Raw genomic sequence first — 19446 nt, 5'->3', positions numbered from 1 at the left:
GCTAGGCTATCGACGCAGTGTCGAGAAAGTCAACAGTGTGTCGAGAACTTTATAGAATGTGCAGGTAGACGTGACTAAACCGGCTACAAGAGGCCGCAAAACGACGCGCCCGTCCGGCGATGAACGGATCCAGGCGATCCTGGCGACCGCCGAGGAGCTACTCGGCCAGCGCCCCCTTGCCGACATCTCCGTCGATGATCTGGCACGCGGCGCGGGAATCTCCCGGCCGACGTTCTACTTCTACTTCCCCTCCAAGGAAGCCGTCCTCCTCACGCTGGCCGAGCGAATCATCGAGGAAGCCGACGCCAATGTCGCGAGCATCGACCCGGCCGCCATGACGAGCCCCGCGCAATACTGGCGCGCCGTGATCAAGGCCTACTTCGACGCGTTCGGCTCCCACCGGGCCCTCACGGTCGCGTTGTCCAGCATGCAAGGAACAAGCCCCGAACTGGATCAACGCTGGTCCGAGGTGACGGAAAACTGGGTAGCCAATACGACGGTGGGCATCGAGGCCGAACGCGTACGCAGGGCGGCACCCGCGACCATCCCCGCGCGCGATATCGCCATCGCACTCAACCTCATCAACCAGTCGGTGATGCGGGCAACCTTCACCGGTCAGCAACCCGCCGTCGCGGACCACGACATTGTCGATACGCTGCTCCACGTCTGGCTCAATGCGATTTACGGAGGGGTCTGTGCCTGAGAGTCTTCGCGCGAGCAGCTCGTCCATGCGAATTCGTGCTGCGGTGCTGCACGCGGCACCGATCGAAAGGCCATACCGCGACACACACCCACTGAAAATCGTTGAACTGGAACTCGACCCACCGGGCCCCGGTGAGGTGCTGGTCCGCATCGAAGCCGCGGGGCTGTGTCACTCTGATCTGTCGGTCGTCGACGGCAACCGGATACGTCCGGTGCCCATGGCGCTCGGGCACGAGGCTGCCGGCGTCATCGCCGAGGTCGGCCCCGGTGTTCGCGACGTCTCCCCCGGCGACCATGTGGTGCTGGTCTACGTGCCGAGCTGCGGCGCCTGCAGGTACTGCTCGTCGGGCCGCCCCGCGTTGTGTCCGGACGCCGCAGCCGCTAACGGCCGCGGTGACCTCATCCGCGGCGGCACCAGACTGCACGACCTCGACGGCTCCGAGGTCCGTCATCACCTGGGCGTCTCGGGTTTCGCCGATCATGCCGTGGTGGACCGTAATTCGGTGGTCGTCGTCGGCAAAGACGTACCGCTGGACACGGCAGCACTGTTCGGGTGCGCCATGCTGACCGGCTTCGGAGCGGTCACCCACACCGCTTCCGTGCGCCCCGGCGACTCGGTCGCGGTCCTCGGACTGGGCGGTGTGGGGCAGGCCGTGGTGATGTCCGCGGCGGCCGCCGGCGCCGGCGAGGTGCTGGCCATCGACCCTGTGCCCGCCAAACGCGAGCTGGCCCTTGAACTCGGGGCCACCAGCGCGTGCGCACCGGACAACGCGCCCGGCGGTCACGACTGGGTGTTCGAGGTGGTCGGATCGGCAGCAGTGCTGGAACAGGCCTACGCGCTCACCGGCCGAGGCGGAGGCACCGTATCGGTGGGTCTGCCACATCCGGATGCGCGAATCAGCCTGCCCGCGTTGAGTATCGTCGCCGAGGGCCGCAGCATCCTGGGCTCGTACATGGGATCGGCCCAGCCGCAACAGGACATCCCGGCGATGCTCGCATTGTGGCGCGTCGGACGGTTGCCGGTGGAAAAACTGAAGTCTGGAGAGCTACCCCTCGACGACATCAACATTGCGCTGGACGCACTGGCCGACGGACACGCGGTGCGTCAGGTAGTCCGCCCATGACCAAGCCAGAGCTGCCCACCAAAGCAGACTTCCCGGTGCACCGCCTGCACCAAACCCGTTGGGCCGATAACGATGTGTACGGACACGTCAACAACGTCGTCTACTACGCCTGGTTCGACACCGCCGTCAACGGCTGGCTGATGGACGCCGCCGGATGCGACATTCGCGACCTGCCCGCCATCGGCGTCGTCGCCGAAACCTCCTGCAAGTACCTGGCCGAGGTGTCCTTCCCCGACGAACTGTCCATCGGCCTGGCCCTGGAACATCGCGGCCGCAGCAGCGTCATCTACAAGCTCGGGGTGTTCACGGTCGTCGACGGCGTCGTCGAAGACACTCCCCGCGCCCTGGGCCGGTTCGTCCATGTCTACGTGGACTCCGACGCCCGCACCCCCGTACCCATCCCCGAGCAAGTAGCGACAGCTCTCGAACAGTTGAGGTAGCGACACATGCCAGCACTGCAGCGCTCCGAAGGCATCTACACCCTCGAGCTCGGCACCGACGAGAACCGTTTCACCACAGCGAATATCGAGCAGATCAACGCACTGCTCGACGAGGTACTCGCCGATGACACCCCGTCCGCGCTGGTGGTCACCGGCAGCGGCAAGTTCTTCTCCAACGGATTGGATGTCGACTTTCTGGGCGCCAACCCCGACAAGCTCAGCTGGTACATCACCGAGGTTCAGAAGATCCTGGCGCGCTTCCTGGTGTTTCCGACACCCACCGTCGCCGCCGTCAACGGTCACGCCTTCGGCGCCGGAGCCATGGTCGCGCTGGCATGTGATTACCGGGTGATGCGTACCGATCGCGGCTTCTTCTGCCTTCCCGAGGTCGACCTCGGGATGCCGTTCACCCCCGGCATGTCGGCGCTCTGTCAGGGGAAGATGACACCCCAGGCGGCATCGGCAACCATGCCCAGCGGCCGACGTCTCGGCGGATCCGAATCCCTGAACTACCAGATTGTCGACGCGGCCGTTGCAGAAGATCAGGTGCTCTCTACCGCAACGAGTTTCGTGTCACCACTGGTAGGAAAGAACCGGGACACACTCGGCACCGTCAAGTATGGGATGTATGGCTCAATCGTGCCACTGCTGCTCGCCGGCCTGGGGTCGTGACAGCAGGGCAACGATGGCCAGCGCGACCGCGATAGCCGACGCCGCGATCGCGACCCAGAACCCGTAGCCCGTCACGATCGGCACCTTGATGTTGTTGCGGTAATACAGCAGTTCCAGCCCCAAGAGCACGAGTGCCAGTACACCCGCGGCAACCGGGGCGATGCGGTGCAGAATGTGCTGGCCCACCATGCATCCGGCCACCACGAGTAGCGCCGAAACCAGCAAGATCATCTGGCCCGCACCGAATCCCGCGGGCAGCACCACCGATCCGGTAGCGCTGCCGATGGCGTTGGCCCTGCCGCCGCCGCTGGCCGACGTTCGCAACCACGGAAGCCAGACACTGAACCCGATCACCAGACCGGTGAACGCGATCAGCCACCCAGCGCGCCTCATGGCAGTTGACTCGGAACGCATTTGGCCAGCATGGCCTTCAACGCGCGGCGCTCGTCAGCGCTCAGCTTCTCCATGACCTCGTTCTCGCCCGCGGTCACCGCCTCCACCGCCTTGTCCAGCTGGGTGCTGCCGCGCCGGGTCAGGCGAGCGGGCAGCGACCGGCCGTGATCCGCGTTCTCCGGACGGCTGATCAGACCCTCCTGCTCCAGCCGGTGCAACACGGCATTCATAGCCTGCCGGGTAACCATCGCCTGCCGAGCCAGTTCGGAGTTGGACATGCCCGGATAGGTGCGCAGGATCTGCATGCAGATGTACTCGGGCAGGCTCAGGCCCATGGGCTCCAACCGGGCCGCCACCTTGCCGCGCAGTGATGTCGCGGTACGGGTCAGCAAGTACCCCAGGGTCGCGGTTCCGTCGATATCCATGTCAATGATGTTGACTTATGTCAGTGCCGCTTACAAGCAGGTCCCCGCGCCATGTCTGGCGCGGGGACCTTTGAGCTTGTTACCGGGGACTAGTCCGACGACGCCTTGTGCGAGTCGCTGTGCGAAGAACCGTTCGAGGCGCTCGAGTGCGAATCACTCGATGAGGAGCTCGAAGCGGACTCCGACTTACCGGTGGTCGACGCGGCACTCTCGGGCTTCTTCGCAGCTGAAGAGTCATTTTCGGACTTCTTCGGTGCGGACCCCTTGTCGGACTTGGTGTCCTTGGAATCGGCCTTCTCGCTCTTGTCTGCCTTGGCCGAGTCTTCGGTCTTCGGCGCAACTCCGCCGCTGACCTCTCCGACCTTGGTGGCCGGGGTGGGCAGTTTGACTTTAGGAACGTTGACCTTCGGCTCCGCAGGCTTGACGGCATCAGCCGGAGCCGCGGGCCTGGCCGGCTCTGCCGGGGCCGCAGGCTTGACGGCCTCGACAGGGGTGGCCGCTTCCACCGGCTTGACCGGCTCAGCCGGAGCCGTCACCTTGACCGGCTCCGCCGAGGTGGCGGGCTTGACCGGCTCGGCAGGAGTGGTCGCCTTGACCGGCTCGGCAGGAGTGGTCGCCTTGACCGGCTCCAACGGGGTGGCCGCTTCCACCGGCTTGGCCGACTCAGCCGGAGCCGTCACCTTGACCGGCTCCGCCGAGGTGGCGGGCTTCGTCGCTTCCTCAAGGGTTGCAGGCTTGGCGACTTCCGATTTGGCAACTTCCGGCGTGGCGGCATCGGACTGAACCGCCGCAGTGTTCGTGATCAGCTTCGACGAGGGCGTGACCAAGGAGGTGATGCCTGGAATGGTCGGGATGGTCGGCGGCGTTTGCTTCGTAATCCCTTGCAGATACGACAACACCGCGGCCGGAACACCCGGCAACTGACCAAGAGCCGTCACAAAATCAGTGATCACCTTCTGATTCGCGGCCGTATTCAGCTGACCTGTCGCGTACCAGAAGGGAACGTTGAACGGCAGCGTCAACGCCCCACCCAACACCGTGAACACCGGCTGAATCGCCGTGAACAAACTCGGCGCCGGCGCAGCAGCCGCGGCCGTCGGAGTCGACAGCGCCGCAGTCTTCACCGTCGGAGACGCCGCCGCCGACGTCAACCCCGGAATCGACGGAATCGTCGGCAGCGTCTGCGACGGAATACCCGCCAAGTACGACAGCACCGCAGCCGGAACACCCGGCAACTGACCAAGAGCCGTCACAAAATCAGTGATCACCTTCTGATTCGCGGCCGCGTTCAGCTGCCCCGTCACAAACCAGAACGGAATGTTGAACGGCAGCGTCAACGCCCCACCCAACACCGTGAACACCGGCTGAATCGCCGTGAACAAACTCGGCGCCGGCGCAGCAGCCGCGGCCGTCGGAGTCGACAGCGCCGCAGTCTTCACCGTCGGAGACGCCGCCGCCGACGTCAACCCCGGAATCGACGGCAGCGTCTGCGACGGAATACCCGCCAAGTACGACAGCACCGCAGCCGGAACACCCGGCAACTGACCAAGAGCCGTCACAAAGTTGTTGATCGTGGTCTGGTTCGCGGCCGCGTTCAGCTGCCCCGTCACAAACCAGAACGGAATGTTGAACGGCAGCGTCAACGCCCCACCCAACACCGTGAACACCGGCTGAATCGCCGTGAACAAACTCGGCGCCGGCGCAGCAGCGGCCAAAGGCGTCGCGGCTGGACCCTGGACACCCGGCAAGGTAGCCAGCGAGCCAATGCTCGCGGGCGAAAGCGTGCCGTCGTTCGACGTCAGGACGTAAGCCTGCGTCGACACGGTCCGATGCTGTTCCGGACTGACGCTAGGAGTTTGGATCGTGAGCGCGGAAGCCGACGCGGCGATGCAAATACTGCAAACCGTCGCGGCTGCCGTGGCACGAAGTCGTATACGCACGTAAACCACCCCTTCTGGGCAAAGTTTGTGAATAGGCTGGAAGTAACCTGGAGAACTCGCCATAAACGTAGGGCACACTGCACCATGCCGCCGACCACGAACTCGATAGTTTTCCTAGCCGTAAGTCAAATATCTCCCGGTCGCCACTAAGGATTGCCCCGCGCTTCTCCGAATCAACCAGCGGTTGGGCAAATCAACCCGCTATGACTGTCGGACCCCGGTGCGAGCATCTGTTCATGACTGGAACCGCCAACATCTTGCACGCGGATCTGGACTCGTTCTACGCCTCCGTCGAGCAACGTGATGATCCAGCGCTGCGCGGCCGCCCGGTGATCGTTGGAGGCGGTGTCGTGTTGGCCGCCAGCTACGAAGCGAAGCGATACGGGGTCCGCACCGCGATGGGGGGCCGGCAGGCGCAGCAACTATGCCCTAAAGCCGTGGTGGTTCCGCCTCGTTTCGACGCCTACAGCGCGGCGAGCAAGAAGGTCTTCGAGGTCTTCCGAGACACCACTCCCCTGGTCGAACCGTTGTCCATCGACGAGGCGTTTCTCGATGTCTCTGGCTTACTGCGCATTTCGGGCACGCCGCGCGATATCGCGGCAACATTGCGGGCGGAGGTACGCCGACGGGCAGGTCTGCCGATCACCGTCGGGATCGCTCGCACCAAGTTCCTGGCCAAGGTCGCCAGCAGACAGGGCAAGCCCGATGGGCTGTTGGTGGTGGAGCCGCACCAGGAGCTGTCATTCCTGCGCCCGTTGCCGGTACAGGCGCTGTGGGGCGTCGGTGCGATCACCGCCGAGAAGCTGCGGGTGCACGGCATCCATACGGTCGCCGATATCGCCGATCTCGGCGAGTCCACGCTGGCGTCCATGGCCGGTCGGGCCATGGGTCACCAATTACATTGTCTGGCACACAATGTCGACCCACGACGGGTGCAGGGTGGACGACGGCGACGCTCAATCGGCGCGCAGTGCGCACTCGGCAGACGGCGCCGCAGCGCCGATGAGATCGACGCCATCGCGACGCAACTCGTCGAAAGGACCGCCCGCCGGATGCGTGGCACCGGACGAAGTTGCCGAACGGTGGTACTGCGGTTGCGGTTCGACGATTACACACGCGCGACGCGCTCACACACCGTGTCGCGGCCCACGACGTCTACCGAGCAGCTGCTGTCAGTGGCACGACAGCTTGTTACCCAGGCCACTGCACTCGTTGCCGAACGGGGGATCACCCTGATCGGATTCTCGGTGGCCAACTTCGACCCCTGCGGCGCAGCACAATTGGAACTTCCGTTCACGAGTTTGGCTGAGAATGCGCTGGCACTCGACAGTACCCTTGATCAACTGCGCGACAAGTTCGGCACTCGATCGGTCACCCGCGCCACCTTGCTACATGACGGCGGGCACGAGGAGTGGGGCATCCCCACCTTCGAGGACGTCTAATGACACGGCGCGGCAAGGAGCTGTGACACAGTGACGAACCGATAACCCTGCTTCTGGAGACGTTGCGAAATTTCGGGGATCGCCGAAAGTGACTCCCGTCCAGAGGAATACATCACATGCAGCAGAATGATCGACCCGGGACGCACCCGGGATACAGTCTCCTCGACGATCGCTTCCCGTGTTCGCGGCCCGCCGGAGTCGGGCTCGACATCCCACATCACGGTGATGCGGTCATGGGACGCGAGATACCGCGGCAACCCGTAGAGCTTCTTGCCGTAAGGCGGGCGGAAGGTTATGGCACCGCTGAATCCCGTTGCCCGGATTTGCTTATCGGTGTTCTCCACTTCCTCCCGCACAGTGGTCGGAGTGACGAAGACCAGTCGGCGATGGGTGTAGCTGTGGTTACCGATCTCGTGACCGGCCGCGGCGATCTGGCGTCCCGACCACGGATTCCTTGCGAGATCCTGCCCAACCAGATAGAAGGTGGCTGGAATGTGCGCACGCTGGAGCGTCACCAACACCTCGGAGGTGCGGCCGCTCGGCCCGTCATCAAGCGTGAGCGCGACCACCTTCTCATCGGTGGCACAGTGCGCGACAAGGGTTCCCGCTAGCTGAAAGGTGCGCGCGTTCACCAAGAAGTAGAGCTCCGTCATCGCCGCGAGGACGATGACGAGGCCTACCGCAGTCGCAATCAGGAATCGACGGAGCACAACCAGAAGGTACCGCCGGTGGTGTCCTGAATCAGCGCCATCCGGCCGTAAGGGGTGTCCTGCGCGGCCGTGAGCACCACACCACCGAGCTCGGCGGCCTTGGTCGCACTGGCATCGGTGTCGTCGGTGCCGAAATACACGGCCCAATGCGCCGGCACCCCCTCGGGGAGCGTCCACTGGCCCACTGTCGCGTCGTTAACTCCGGCGATCGGCTCCCCATCATGCTGGGCGCACGCATACCGGAACTCCTCGGAATCGCCCTCTACCTTGGTGTCCCATCCGAGCACCTTGGTGTAGAAGTCGACCGCCTTGTCGTACTCACGGGTGTTCAGTTCATGCCACACCGGCGCGCCCGCCTCGGCGACCAGCTGGAACCCCTTGTGGGCCAGCGGCTGCCACAGCCCCACCACGGCGCCGGAGGGATCACCGAAGAGCCCCATATATCCGAGCTGCGGAACTTCCATGGCCTCCATGCAATGTGCACCACCGTTGTCGACTGCCTTCTGCAGCGTGGCGTTGATGTCATCGGTGGCGAAGTAGGTAGTCCAACTGTCGGGAGCATTCCACTCCGGATTGTTCGCGATCATTCCTGCGACAGCCTTGCCGTCCTTGTGCGCGTTAATGTAGCCCCCGTACTCGGAGCCCGCTTCCTGCAGGGTCCAGCCGAACAACGCGCTATAAAAGGCCCTTGATTTCTCAACATCCGACGAGGCAAGGTCGATCCACGCGGGGGCGCCGAGTGGAGTTTCTTCACGAGTGGGCATGGGGTCTCCTTGTACTGGATGGGGCACTCACCCATATCGACCATCCGGACCACCAAAACTCATCGCAGCTGCGGACCCGCTGCGCCGTGAACGGCGGCCAGTTCGCTACGGTCTGTGGCGTGATCGTGTTGCTGCCGCCCTCGGAAACCAAACGCGAGGGGGGAGATCATGTTCCTCTGCGCCTGGACAAGCTGGCCACACCGTCGCTGAATCCAGTGCGCGCGGCACTCCTTGACGAACTCGTCGCCCTTGCCGCCGACCCTCCGGCATGCAGGAAGGCGCTGGGTATCTCGGCCTCCCAGGACGCCGAAATCCAGCGCAATGCCGAACTACGGATCTCCCCCACCATGCCTGCCCTGCAGCGGTACACCGGCGTGCTGTACGACGCCCTGGACGTGACGTCTCTGCGCGGCGCCTCCGCAACGCGTGCGCGCGAACGCCTGGCTGTCGGCTCGGCGCTGTTTGGACTGCTACGCGCCGACGACCCGGTACCTGCATATCGGCTGTCGGCCTCGTCCAAGCTGCCTGGAAGACCGTCGTTGTCTGCCCGCTGGAAACCGGTACTGGAACCGGCCTTGGCGGAGCTGGCCGCCGACGAACTGGTGGTGGACCTACGCTCGGGCTCGTACGCGGGATTGGGGCGGCTACCGCAGGCGGTAACCGTTGATTGCCTCACAGAACATCCCGATGGGCGGCGCACGGTGATCACCCATTTCAACAAGGCGCACAAGGGAAAACTGGCACGCATCCTCGCCGGCAGCAGGGCCGAGCCCAACGATGCCGCCTCAGTGGCTGCGGTTGCCCGTCGCGCCGGACTTCATATCGAACGCGACAGCAACGCGCTGACGATCATCGTCAGTCAGTAGACCCGGAGTGTGACTTGCCTTCGGAGGAGTGCGTCTTTCCTTCGGAGGAATGCGAATTCCCTTCCGATGCCGGTGAGCTCTTACCGGTCGACGGCTTCTCCGTCGGAGGCTTCTCCGCGGGCTTATCGGTCGTGCCACCCGGGGAGGGGGTCGATCCTTCGCGAACCTTGGTCACCGTAGACACAGCGGGCGCCTTGCCGTCCGTTTCGGCGCCCTTGGATCCCTCGGTCGTCTTGGTGCCGCCGGTGGTGGTGGTTCCACCGGGTGTCGACTTCAGGCTGTCGCGGACGACCTTCACCGGGCTGGCGGTTTCAGGCTTGGCCGGTTCCGGCTTGGTCTCCGCCTTGACCTCAACGGGCTTGGCAGGCTCGGGCTTCGTAGATGCTGCCGCCGCCGGATCAACCTTGGGCTCAACGACCTTCGTGGGGTCGACGACCTTCGTCGGATCAACCTTGGGCTCAACAGCCTTCGTCGGGTCAACCTTGGGCGCGACAGCCTTCGTCGGATCTGCCTTCGTCGGATCTGCCTTCGTCGCGTCCGCCGGAGTATCGGCGGACTTGGCCTCATGCTCGGTTTTGGGCGACTCTGCGGGCGTATCGCCAGGCTTGGCCCCGTGCTCCGTGTGCTCAGTACTGGGAGTCTTCGCATCGACGTCGCGCTGGGTGGTCTCTGACTTCTCGGACGCGGTTTCCGGCTTGGTGACAGCCTGATCGACCTGCTTCGAGGACGTCTCCGGTGTGGTCCCGGGGTCAGTCCCAGGTAGCGATATCTTCGGCACCTGTCCCAGCAGGCTCGACAAGTCATTGAGCGCCGCGGCAATGACCGACGGCACACCCTCAGTCGTACCGATGATCGCCTGTACCGGCACCGTGATCGGCAGCGCCAGCACATGCAGTACCGCGAACGCCAGCTGCGCAAAGTAGGACGGCGTGCCGAACGCCGGGCGCGGGCCCGGGAAGTTGGTCGGCAAGGGCTCCGGTTCCGGAGCCGGCTCCTCAGCGGCGGGCGCTTCGGCCTCCGCTGCCGCCGTCTTCTGCAACGGCGAGGAAGTCTCTGCGACCTTCTGCTGTGCCTGCGCCGCCGTCGGTTGCTGCGGTGAGAACCCGGGTATCTGGCCCAGCAGGCCCGACAAGTCATTGAGTGCCGCGGCTATCACCGTCGGCACACCCTCGGCACTGCCCAGGAAGAACTGCACAGGCACCGTGATCGGCAAGGCCACAACGTGGAACACCGCAAAGGCCAACTGCGCAAAGTAGGACGGGGTGCCAAACGCAGGCCAATGCGTCCCCGGGAAGTTGGTGGGCGGCGCCGGCTCGTCGGCCGCGGGCGGATCTGTGGGCTGCTCGACGGGCGGATCTACCGGCTGTTCTACCGGCGGATCGACGGGATCGAGGGCAGCTGCGGTGATCCCCGGAGCCGAACCGGTCGACGCGGCTTGCGATGCCGTGAGGAGCTTGGCGACTGTCCCGATGAGATCACTGCTACTCGGTACCCCGGTGGCTACTGGATTCGATTGCGCCCCAGCACTGTTCTGAGGAGCGGCCACCGCCAGCAGGTCAGAAGACGACGTGAGAGAGACTGCCTGATTCGTCACGGAACGTGTTGTGGCCGTAGTCGTTAAGGAAGGAACCGGCCGCACGGTGCGCGCGTCCGCACTTGTCCCGACGCACAGACTGCACACCGCAGCAACCGCAGCAGTTCGAATAGCTACATACACTGGATGACACTCCCCTACGACCGACCCGACCAGACTGTCTCCGACAAGGGCAAACTACTACCTCTGGGCACAGCCGACAACACGAAGGAATCGGCAGCGCCTCAACCGTCGGCGCCGGTCCTGACCGGCTGATTCGCCAATGCGAGCACCTCGTCATCGGTGAACAGCCGTGACCGGATGAGAAACCGCACGCCTTCCGGCGCCTCCAGCGAAAATCCTGACCCACGCCCGGGCACCACGTCCACCGTCAGATGTGTATGCGACCAGTAATCAAACTGATCGGCGCTCATCCAGAACGGGGTATCCCCGCTAACCTCGCCGAGCAATACATCCGACGCACCCACACGAAATTCCCCGCGCAAATAACACATGGGTGCGCTGCCGTCACAACAGCCTCCGGACTGGTGGAACATCACAGGCCCATGTCTAGCGACCAGCGAAGCCAACAGCTCGGCCGCCGCCGGAGTGAGCTCGACGCGATTGATCAGGGCCTGACCTTCTTCGCGAAAACTGGGGGTACCTCCCGCTTGCGGGGGATCATCAGAAGAACCCCGCGGCATCGGGCGAGTAGCTCACCAAGAGGTTCTTGGTCTGCTGGTAGTGGTCGAGCATCATCTTGTGGTTCTCACGCCCGATACCGGATTTCTTGTACCCGCCGAACGCGGCGTGCGCCGGGTACTGGTGGTAGCAGTTTGTCCACACCCGCCCCGCCTTGATGCCGCGGCCCAGCCGGTAGGCGTTGGTCATATCGCGTGACCACACCCCCGCGCCCAAGCCGTACAGCGTATCGTTGGCAATCTTCAGTGCCTCGTCCAGCGAGTCGAACTTCGCCACGGAGAGCACCGGGCCGAAGATCTCCTCCTGGAAGATGCGCATGTTGTTGGCGCCGGCGAACACGGTCGGCTGAATGTAGGCACCGTCCGGGTACTCCGAGACCTTGCGAGCGTCACCTCCGGTGAGCACCTGGGCACCCTCTTGCCGTCCAATATCGATGTAAGACAAGATCTTTTCGTATTGGTCGTTACTCGCCTGGGCACCGATCATGGTGTCCTCATCCAGCGGATCACCACCGACGATCGCCTCGACGCGGGGGATCGCGCGGGCGATGAACTCGTCGTAGATGGACGAATGCACGAGCGCCCGCGAGGGACAGGTGCACACCTCGCCCTGGTTGAGCGCGAACATGGTAAAACCTTCGAGTGCCTTATCCAGAAAGGCATCGTCGGCGGCCATCACATCGGGCATGAAGATGTTGGGGCTCTTGCCGCCCAGCTCCAAAGTGACGGGAATGATGTTCTCGGTCGCGTACTGCATGATGAGGCGCCCGGTGGTGGTCTCGCCGGTGAACGCGATCTTGGCGATACGCGGACTCGACGCCAGCGGCTTACCCGCCTCGACACCAAATCCGTTGACCACGTTGATGATCCCCGGCGGAAGCAGGTCAGCAATCAACTCCATCAACACCAGGATCGAGACGGGCGTCTGCTCGGCGGGCTTGAGCACCACACAGTTGCCTGCCGCCAGCGCCGGCGCGAGCTTCCAGACTGCCATCAGCAGTGGAAAGTTCCACGGGATGATCTGGCCGACCACGCCGAGCGGCTCATGGAAGTGGTAGGCGACGGTGTCATGGTCGATCTCGGAGATCGATCCCTCCTGGGCGCGCAGCACCCCGGCGAAGTACCGGAAGTGATCGATGGCCAGCGGGATATCGGCGTTGAGGCTTTCACGTATCGGCTTGCCGTTGTCCCATGTCTCGGCGACCGCCAGCTTCTCGATGTTCTGTTCCATCCGGTCGGCGACCCGGAGCAGAGTGTTCGACCGGTCAGCCGGCGAGGTGTTGCCCCAGGCTTCGGCCGCGGCGTGAGCGGCGTCCAGGGCCTTCTCGATGTCGGGCGCGGTGCTGCGGGCAACCTGCGTGAATACCTTGCCGTCGATCGGCGAGGAATTGTCGAAGTACCGTCCATCGGACGGGGCCACCCACTCCCCGCCGATGAAGTTGTCGTACCGGGGAGTGAAAGTTACTGCGCCGCCCTCGGTTCCGGGTGCTGCGTGCTTCATTGCCTGCTCCTGTCGGTCTAACATCCGAACCCTGTGACGTACGTTACACCCAGGCCAAGGGCAGAGCTACGCCTGGAACCCGAACCCAAATGACTGCCGCCGGGGCGCCTCCGGCACGGACTGAGCGTTCCCACAGACAGCCTCGATCGCCCGGGAATGCAGCAGCCTCATACCCTCCAGCGCGATATCTCCACTGGCACGCGGAGGCTGGTAGATGGCGAGCAGCGCCACCGCATGCCGACCGTCCAGCCACGACACATAGCTGTGCGCGCTAAGGGTGCGCTGCAGGTTCCCTTGGCCCGATGTACTGACGATGTGCGCGGCAGCACCTCCCTGCGCGGTCGGCACCTCCTGACCAACGCTGATGCCTGCGACATCTGGGCCACGGAAGCTCGCATACCCGCAGTCTTGAGCCTTCGTTGTCACATGTTCGCACCTGTGCGGACGATGGGCCAGGACCGCATTCGGCAGGAGCAACGCAGAGATAATCACTGAAACACCTTGTCCCCAAACGAGCACCGACTCCACCTCGGCATCGACCAGGCACGTCCATGCCTCGACGGCATGGTCAGCGCAAACCGCAGGTGCATACTCGGTACACCTCAACATCTCCAGTGCCGACTGGACATGCCTATCGGTAACTCGCCCGCGATCGGCGGCAACCACCGTGAGTCCGATCGGGCGTTCGGACGCCAGTGCCCGTATTCGGCCGATATCGAACTGTTCACCGGCAACCGCCGCACCCGTGGCCCTCGCACACCCGAACACACTCGCCACCGCCGCAGTCACCGCGATCTGATGGCCCACCGACACTGGCGGAACATCCTCTGGCGGAACGACTTCTGGATAGATACCGAATGAGTTCATGAAATTCTCGTCGAGGCAATCGAAGATCGTCTTCTTCTCTCGGCAGAGACCGAAGTCGCGAGATAGCTCCCACACGGCTCCAGCCTCGCTGCTCACGTCGACGCAGTACCAGTTGAAGGTTCTGCAGGTATAGATCCGCGCCAACCTCGACAGGTCGGGCCACTGCGACATTGGCGGCAAGACCAACTTGTCGTCCTCGCCGTACCAGAAGACCGTGAACTCCCGTGAGCTGAAATCCTCCGGACCGAGGTGGTCTCCGACTACACAGAGACTCTCGATCCCTGGCATCCCGTCTGCGTCCCGGAACATCACATCGACGAATCCGTTGTGCACCGTGGTGTAGAACTCACGAAGAGCGTCCGGCACACTCCCCCAAAGCTGTCGGGCGACTGTCGCACGTTCAGCCCACCTCGCCGCTACCAGTTCAGGAGCAGCGTCGGCGGGAACGGGTACAGAGCCGAAGCGATACTGAGCGCCGTCATCGTCTCCGGTCGGGCCGATGACATACAGCAAAGCCAGCGAGCTCATCGACGCCTCTTTGTCCGCCACCCGAACCACCAAAACGTCCCTTCCTTGCTCGGTCAATAGCCCAAGCAGTCGCGGGAACAGCGCCGGAACAGCTTCCCGCCACACCCGTAACGCCCGGTCGATCGCGTCGGTACCACGCAACAAACCGATCTCTCCCCAGCTGTCCGGGAGCTGAGCACGGTCGCTCGGCGCTAGCCCGTCGACATCCAGCACCGAGATAATCAAGTGCGGGAATTCGTTCGGTAGATTAGCAATCACGGATTCACGCGAGAACCAGGAGTCATAATCCATCTGGCAATTCTAATCGTCCCTCGCGATCAGGCTCGGTACGCCAACAACCGACCCTGGTCAAGCACAGCACCTTAGAGTGGGTAACGATGTCTACGCAGTCACCTGAATCCGAAACCGTCGATCAGGAAGCCGCGAGCTCCATGATCAGCGTGCAGCGCCGCAATCTCATCTTCGTCGCGGTCCTGCTCGGGATGCTGCTCGCCGCGCTGGACGGCACCATCGTCGCCACCGCCCTGCCCACCGTTGTCGCCGATCTCGGCGATGCCGGGCACCAGTCGTGGGTGGTCACCAGCTATCTACTGGCCTCCACCGTGGCCACCGCCGTCATGGGCAAGTTCGGAGATCTCTTCGGACGGCGCGCAGTCTTCATCACCTGCATCCTCATCTTCGCGGCCGGATCCCTGCTGTGCGGTATGGCTGGCTCCATGGCCATGCTGGTCGGTGCACGCGCGATCCAGGGCCTCGGCTCCGGTGGCCTCATGGTGACGGCGACCGCCCTCATCGGCGAGATCATCCCCATGCGCGAGCGCGGCCGCTATCAGGGCATGCTGGGCGCGGTCTTCGGGGTGACGACCGTGATCGGCCCGCTGCTGGGTGGTCTGTTCACCGATCATCTGGGATGGCGCTGGGCGTTCTACATCAATCTGCCCATCTCGGCCGTGGTGATCGTGGTCGCGGCCGGGGCCATCCCGGCACTGGCCAAGGCGACACGTCCCGTTATCGACTACTGGGGCATTGTGCTCATCGGGCTGGGCGCCTCGGCACTGACGCTGGCGACCAGCTGGGGCGGCACCACCTATCCCTGGTCCTCACCGATGACTATCGGGTTGTTCGTCGGCTCGGTCGCAGCCATCGCGTTGTTCGTCTGGGTGGAATCCCGCGTGCCCGAACCGATTCTGCCTCCACGACTGTTCCGCGACCCGGTCTTCACCATCTGCTGTGTGCTGAGCTTCGTCGTCGGTTTCGCCATGCTCGGCGTGATGACCTACCTACCCACGTTCATGCAGTTCGTCAACGGCGTCTCGGCCACCGTCTCGGGCATGCGCACCTTGCCCATGGTGGCCGGCATGCTCATCACCTCCACCGGAACCGGCACCCTGGTGGGGCGCACCGGCAAGTACAAACGCTATCCCGTCGCCGGCACCGCCATCATGGCCATCGCACTGGTGCTGCTGTCCAGGATGGACAACTCCACACCGTTCATCCTGCAGTCGCTGTACCTGCTCCTGCTGGGCATAGGTATCGGCGCATCAATGCAGGTACTCACCCTCATCGTGCAGAACACGGCCCGATTCGACGATCTGGGCGTCGCGACGTCCGGCGTGACATTCTTCCGCACCATTGGCAGCTCCTTCGGCGCGGCGATATTCGGGTCACTGTTCTCCAATTTCCTTGCACGCGAGATCAGCTCGGTGAAGGTGCCACCCGAGGCCACTCAGTCGCCACAGGCGCTGCACGCACTGCCGCGTGAGGCCGCGATACCCGTCATCAACGCCTACGCCGACTCCTTGGATCTTGTGTTCCTCTGTGCCACACCGGTTGCCGTCATCGGGTTCGTCGTCGCGCTGTTCCTCAAGGAGGTCCCGCTGCGCGGCACCGACTCGGCCCTTGCCGCGGACATGGGCGAGGGCTTCGGCATGCCGAATTCGGTCTCACCGGACAAATTGCTGGAGATCGCGATCAGCAATGCGATGCGCGGATTCCCACATATCGGCCTGCGGAAGCTACGCGAACACGCGGGAGTATCGATGCCCATCGCTCCGCTGTGGGCCTTGGTGCAGGCCAACCGTTTTCTGCGTGTCACCGGGTCTGCCGAGGTATCCCGAATCGCGCAGTGGTACCGGATACCACCAGAGGTCATCGACCCCGCCTTCAACGAACTCGTCGGGAATGGTTACGCGCTGCGCACCAATGACCACATCTGGCTCACCGACTCGGGGCGACAGGAAGTCGACAAGATCAGCGAGGCGATCAACCAGTACCTCGTCGAACGGCTTTCCCGCACACCCGATTTCGAAGATCGCGCAGACCGCGAGCAGATTCAGGCAGCGCTGGAACGCATTTCACGGCGAATCGTTACCGATACCGACTGGCGCGAGAACCCTATCTCTGCGCTGCCTGGGGCAGCAGCAGCGCGGTGAGCAGCGCCTCGATCCCGGGACGCGGATTGAAGTCCGGCAGCGGGTTGGCAAGCTGCTGATAGATGATGCCGGTGAGATAGTCCTGGAAGATTTCCGCGTGCAGCTGCGGAGTAGTCGGGTTCACGTGGCGCATGAGCTGCAGTGTGCGGGGAATCTGTGCATCCCGGCCCCGCTGTAGCGGCTCTCTCAGATCGGGATGGCTCCAACCCTCCATGAGAAGCGCCATGTACGCCCGCACCCGGGTACTCATCACCCCGACGGCACCTTTGACGTATGCGGTACCTATACCCACCAGGTCGGCCACCGTGGTCGGGCTGATCTCGGTGACAAGCGCCCGCCAGAAGGCCCGACGAAGTTTCTCGATCTCGACGATGACACCCAACAACAGCGCATCACGCGTACGGAAATGATTCGACGTAGTCCCACTCGGCACATTCGCCGCCGCATCTACCGAGCGATACGTGAGACCGCCAACCCCCATGGTGCCCGCCACCTCAATGGCGGCCGCGATCACCTCTGCCCGCCGACCCCTTGGTTGCTCCTCCACCATTTCGAGGGTAGTACGCAATAACGGCGATATGTGCACCGGCTCTAGGGTGGACGACATGCGCTTCTCGATATGGGGACAAACCAATCAATCCTGGGCAGATCTGCTGGATATCGCCCAATACGCCGACAACGGAACCTGGCGCGCCTTCTACGCGGCCGACCACTTCATGTCGCACGCGGACACCGCCGAGGAGCGCACCGACTTCCACGAGGCCACCGCCATCTTTGCGGCGCTCGCCGCGGCCACCTCGCGAATCCGGCTCGCGCCCCTGGTGCTGTCGATGACCTTTCGGCATCCGGCAGTCCTTGCCAACTGGGCGGCGACCGTCGACCACGTCAGTCAGGGGCGCTTCACACTCGGGCTGGGCGCCGGCTGGCAGGAAAACGAACACCAGCGCTACGGGCTCGAACTTGGCAAGCCCGGACCACGCGTCGACCGGTTTTCCGAAGGGCTGCAGGTGATTACCGGCCTGCTCAACGAGCAAGCCACCACCGTGGCCGGCGAGTACTACCAGCTGGAAGAGGGCATCTGTGAACCCAAACCCCTACAGCGGCCACTACCAATCCTGATCGGCGCCACTCAGCCGCGCATGCTGGGTCTGACCGCGCGGTATGCCCACGAATGGAATCAGTGGTCCTCGCCCGGCACCTTCCGCGAGACCTCGGGCCGATTGGACGCCGCGGCCGAAAAGATTGGCCGGGATCCGGCGACGATCTGGCGTTCCACTCAGGCCCGCATCATCGTCACCGACGGCCCACAATCCGAGGCCCGCGCCGCGGAAACCGCTGCGGCATCACCGATTCCAGTGTTGTACGGCACCGCGGAACGCATCGCGGAGCAGATGGCACCATGGGCCCAGGAGGGCGTTGACGAAGTCATCCTCCCGGATCACCTGCTCGGCACCGGATCAGCTCGCCGAGACGCCTATGACGCCCTGGCGCAAGCCCTTCGACCGCTAGCGCACTAATTCGTGCGGCTGCGCGGCTCAGTTACCCCAGCCGCGCTGGCCGTCCCAGCCACCACAGACGCCGTTGTAGCAGCCATGGCCCCAGCCACCTTGCCCGGGATTCCATCCGCCGCACACGCCGTTGTAGCAGCCACCGCCGCCTCCCGCGTCACCGCTGCCAGAGCCGCCGGGATCGGCAAGAACGACCTGGTTGGACGTGGTTGTCGGCACCCCGGTGGTCATCACGGCGGCGGGCGCAGCAGCGATAAGCACCGCGCCGGCACCAGCGGCGAACACCGTTCCGATGAACTTCCGTGTGATTGACATATATCCATATTGCTCCTTATTCCGGAGCCTGCCAACCACCGACACGAACTCGAAACTCATCCAATCACAAACCGTCGCTTGTGTTTTCGCAGGTAGAACGCGAAAAACGCAATTACGACGCGGATGCAAAAACTTGAACGAACTTCGTCAGCGAGGCGTCGATGTCGCTGCGCAGCGCGGCCGCGACCACCGCGCCGATCGGGCCGAACATCGCGGGCCCACCCAAATGGAGAGTGAAATCCACGACCGAACCCGGCCCCTTCGGGGTGATCGTCAACCGCAGCTTGACCTTCACACCCCCCCTGCCCTGCCCTTCCAGGAACAGGCCCGTCGGAGGGTCGTATTTCTGGAGGGTCCATTTGACCCGGTTGTACATGCCCTTCACACACACGATCGAGTCGATCACCGTGCCTTTTTTCAGGGTCTCGGGCAACGCGCTGCGCCATGCGGTGTGAACGCTCAGCCACTCATCGAAACGCCGCAGATCCGAGGCGTGCTCCCAGGCCTCCTGAGGAGGGAGGGGCACATCGATGGAGGAATTCA

Annotated in this window: 20 protein-coding genes; 9 read left to right on the top strand and 11 right to left on the bottom strand. The window is 63.8% G+C overall.

Annotated features, from left to right (window positions below; all coding sequences use genetic code 11):
- Positions 1-70 precede the first annotated feature (70 nt).
- From B4383_RS09100 to B4383_RS09085, 4 genes are read left to right on the top strand one after another with little or no spacing between them, the layout of a single operon-like run.
- Positions 71-703, top strand: coding sequence for a TetR/AcrR family transcriptional regulator (locus tag B4383_RS09100; protein WP_078290601.1), 633 nt, complete (start codon positions 71-73; stop codon positions 701-703).
- 25 nt (positions 704-728) lie between these two features.
- Positions 729-1826, top strand: a complete 1098-nt coding sequence (locus B4383_RS09095; protein WP_078290404.1) for an alcohol dehydrogenase catalytic domain-containing protein — start codon at positions 729-731, stop codon at positions 1824-1826.
- Complete coding sequence (locus B4383_RS09090) at positions 1823-2266, top strand: thioesterase family protein (RefSeq protein WP_078290403.1); 444 nt, start codon at positions 1823-1825, stop codon at positions 2264-2266. Before B4383_RS09095 ends, B4383_RS09090 begins: the two co-directional genes overlap by 4 nt.
- A 6-nt stretch (positions 2267-2272) precedes the next feature.
- Positions 2273-2938 carry an enoyl-CoA hydratase/isomerase family protein gene (locus B4383_RS09085; protein ID WP_078290402.1) on the top strand — a complete coding sequence of 222 codons (666 nt, stop codon included), beginning with the start codon at positions 2273-2275 and terminating at the stop codon, positions 2936-2938.
- Here B4383_RS09085 and B4383_RS09080 read toward each other — a convergent pair.
- From B4383_RS09080 to B4383_RS09070, 3 genes are all read right to left on the bottom strand, one after another.
- A complete protein-coding gene (locus tag B4383_RS09080) occupies positions 2900-3331 on the bottom strand; it encodes a hypothetical protein (RefSeq protein WP_139360675.1) in 432 nt (143 codons plus the stop codon). The genes B4383_RS09085 and B4383_RS09080 overlap by 39 nt on opposite strands.
- Entirely contained in the window at positions 3328-3756 is a 429-nt protein-coding gene (locus B4383_RS09075; RefSeq protein ID WP_078290400.1) for a MarR family transcriptional regulator, read from the bottom strand. Before B4383_RS09075 ends, B4383_RS09080 begins: the two co-directional genes overlap by 4 nt.
- 89 nt (positions 3757-3845) lie before the next feature.
- Positions 3846-5579: a hypothetical protein gene (locus B4383_RS09070; protein ID WP_078290399.1), complete on the bottom strand. Its 1734-nt coding sequence runs from the start codon at positions 5577-5579 to the stop codon at positions 3846-3848.
- A 353-nt stretch (positions 5580-5932) separates the two neighbouring features.
- On the opposite strand from B4383_RS09070, the gene dinB reads away from it, so the two are divergent.
- Complete coding sequence (gene dinB, locus B4383_RS09065; protein WP_078290600.1) at positions 5933-7138, top strand: DNA polymerase IV; 1206 nt, start codon at positions 5933-5935, stop codon at positions 7136-7138.
- On the opposite strand, the gene B4383_RS09060 is transcribed toward dinB, so the two are convergent.
- Both B4383_RS09060 and B4383_RS09055 read right to left on the bottom strand, forming a co-directional pair.
- Positions 7135-7848, bottom strand: a complete 714-nt coding sequence (locus tag B4383_RS09060) for a polysaccharide deacetylase family protein (protein ID WP_286143823.1) — start codon at positions 7846-7848, stop codon at positions 7135-7137. The genes dinB and B4383_RS09060 overlap by 4 nt on opposite strands.
- A complete protein-coding gene (locus B4383_RS09055) occupies positions 7830-8612 on the bottom strand; it encodes a VOC family protein (RefSeq protein ID WP_078290398.1) in 783 nt (260 codons plus the stop codon). Before B4383_RS09055 ends, B4383_RS09060 begins: the two co-directional genes overlap by 19 nt.
- Positions 8613-8731: 119 nt before the next feature.
- Between B4383_RS09055 and yaaA the strand changes: the two genes are divergently transcribed.
- Complete coding sequence (gene yaaA, locus B4383_RS09050; RefSeq protein ID WP_078290598.1) at positions 8732-9478, top strand: peroxide stress protein YaaA; 747 nt, start codon at positions 8732-8734, stop codon at positions 9476-9478.
- On the opposite strand, the gene B4383_RS09045 is transcribed toward yaaA, so the two are convergent.
- The 3 genes from B4383_RS09045 to adh all read right to left on the bottom strand — a co-directional run bounded on the left by B4383_RS09045 (position 9468) and on the right by adh (position 13253).
- Positions 9468-11195, bottom strand: coding sequence for a hypothetical protein (locus tag B4383_RS09045; protein WP_078290397.1), 1728 nt, complete (start codon positions 11193-11195; stop codon positions 9468-9470). The two genes, yaaA and B4383_RS09045, sit on opposite strands and share 11 nt — an antisense overlap.
- A gap of 101 nt (positions 11196-11296) precedes the next feature.
- Positions 11297-11755 carry a DUF779 domain-containing protein gene (locus B4383_RS09040; RefSeq protein WP_078290396.1) on the bottom strand — a complete coding sequence of 153 codons (459 nt, stop codon included), beginning with the start codon at positions 11753-11755 and terminating at the stop codon, positions 11297-11299.
- Positions 11736-13253: an aldehyde dehydrogenase gene (adh, locus tag B4383_RS09035; RefSeq protein ID WP_078290395.1), complete on the bottom strand. Its 1518-nt coding sequence runs from the start codon at positions 13251-13253 to the stop codon at positions 11736-11738. Before adh ends, B4383_RS09040 begins: the two co-directional genes overlap by 20 nt.
- An 870-nt stretch (positions 13254-14123) precedes the next feature.
- Between adh and B4383_RS27395 the strand changes: the two genes are divergently transcribed.
- Both B4383_RS27395 and B4383_RS09025 read left to right on the top strand, forming a co-directional pair.
- Positions 14124-14186, top strand: a complete 63-nt coding sequence (locus B4383_RS27395; protein WP_078290597.1) for an LEPR-XLL domain-containing protein — start codon at positions 14124-14126, stop codon at positions 14184-14186.
- An 893-nt stretch (positions 14187-15079) separates the two neighbouring features.
- Positions 15080-17080: an MDR family MFS transporter gene (locus tag B4383_RS09025; RefSeq protein ID WP_078290596.1), complete on the top strand. Its 2001-nt coding sequence runs from the start codon at positions 15080-15082 to the stop codon at positions 17078-17080.
- On the opposite strand, the gene B4383_RS09020 is transcribed toward B4383_RS09025, so the two are convergent.
- Complete coding sequence (locus B4383_RS09020) at positions 17043-17594, bottom strand: TetR/AcrR family transcriptional regulator (protein WP_078290394.1); 552 nt, start codon at positions 17592-17594, stop codon at positions 17043-17045. The genes B4383_RS09025 and B4383_RS09020 overlap by 38 nt on opposite strands.
- A 91-nt stretch (positions 17595-17685) precedes the next feature.
- On the opposite strand from B4383_RS09020, the gene B4383_RS09015 reads away from it, so the two are divergent.
- Entirely contained in the window at positions 17686-18597 is a 912-nt protein-coding gene (locus tag B4383_RS09015) for an LLM class flavin-dependent oxidoreductase (RefSeq protein ID WP_078290595.1), read from the top strand.
- 18 nt (positions 18598-18615) lie between these two features.
- On the opposite strand, the gene B4383_RS09010 is transcribed toward B4383_RS09015, so the two are convergent.
- The gene (locus tag B4383_RS09010; protein WP_030094381.1) at positions 18616-18903 is read right to left on the bottom strand and encodes a hypothetical protein; all 288 of its coding nucleotides are present in this window, start codon (positions 18901-18903) and stop codon (positions 18616-18618) included.
- Positions 18904-19015: 112 nt separating this feature from the next.
- A partial coding sequence (locus tag B4383_RS09005; protein WP_176138393.1) for an SRPBCC family protein occupies positions 19016-19446 on the bottom strand: 431 nt, incomplete at its 5' end.

The organism is Mycobacterium sp. D16R24, from assembly GCF_002013385.1.
Lineage (GTDB): Bacteria > Actinomycetota > Actinomycetes > Mycobacteriales > Mycobacteriaceae > Mycobacterium.
Note: the sequence above shows the minus strand (reverse complement) of the source record. Positions and strands in the feature narration are given on the sequence as shown.

What these genes read in the sequence shown, in the direction of transcription:
- B4383_RS09095 (WP_078290404.1), top strand. Translation starts at nt 729, where the DNA reads ATGCGAATTCGTGCTGCGGTGCTGCACGCGGCACCGATCGAAAGGCCA.
- B4383_RS09090 (WP_078290403.1), top strand. Translation starts at nt 1,823, where the DNA reads ATGACCAAGCCAGAGCTGCCCACCAAAGCAGACTTCCCGGTGCACCGC.
- B4383_RS09085 (WP_078290402.1), top strand. Translation starts at nt 2,273, where the DNA reads ATGCCAGCACTGCAGCGCTCCGAAGGCATCTACACCCTCGAGCTCGGC.
- B4383_RS09080 (WP_139360675.1), bottom strand. Translation starts at nt 3,331, where the DNA reads ATGAGGCGCGCTGGGTGGCTGATCGCGTTCACCGGTCTGGTGATCGGG.
- B4383_RS09075 (WP_078290400.1), bottom strand. Translation starts at nt 3,756, where the DNA reads ATGGATATCGACGGAACCGCGACCCTGGGGTACTTGCTGACCCGTACC.
- dinB (WP_078290600.1), top strand. Translation starts at nt 5,933, where the DNA reads ATGACTGGAACCGCCAACATCTTGCACGCGGATCTGGACTCGTTCTAC.
- B4383_RS09055 (WP_078290398.1), bottom strand. Translation starts at nt 8,612, where the DNA reads ATGCCCACTCGTGAAGAAACTCCACTCGGCGCCCCCGCGTGGATCGAC.
- B4383_RS09040 (WP_078290396.1), bottom strand. Translation starts at nt 11,755, where the DNA reads ATGCCGCGGGGTTCTTCTGATGATCCCCCGCAAGCGGGAGGTACCCCC.
- adh (WP_078290395.1), bottom strand. Translation starts at nt 13,253, where the DNA reads ATGAAGCACGCAGCACCCGGAACCGAGGGCGGCGCAGTAACTTTCACT.
- B4383_RS09025 (WP_078290596.1), top strand. Translation starts at nt 15,080, where the DNA reads ATGATCAGCGTGCAGCGCCGCAATCTCATCTTCGTCGCGGTCCTGCTC.
- B4383_RS09015 (WP_078290595.1), top strand. Translation starts at nt 17,686, where the DNA reads ATGCGCTTCTCGATATGGGGACAAACCAATCAATCCTGGGCAGATCTG.
- B4383_RS09010 (WP_030094381.1), bottom strand. Translation starts at nt 18,903, where the DNA reads ATGTCAATCACACGGAAGTTCATCGGAACGGTGTTCGCCGCTGGTGCC.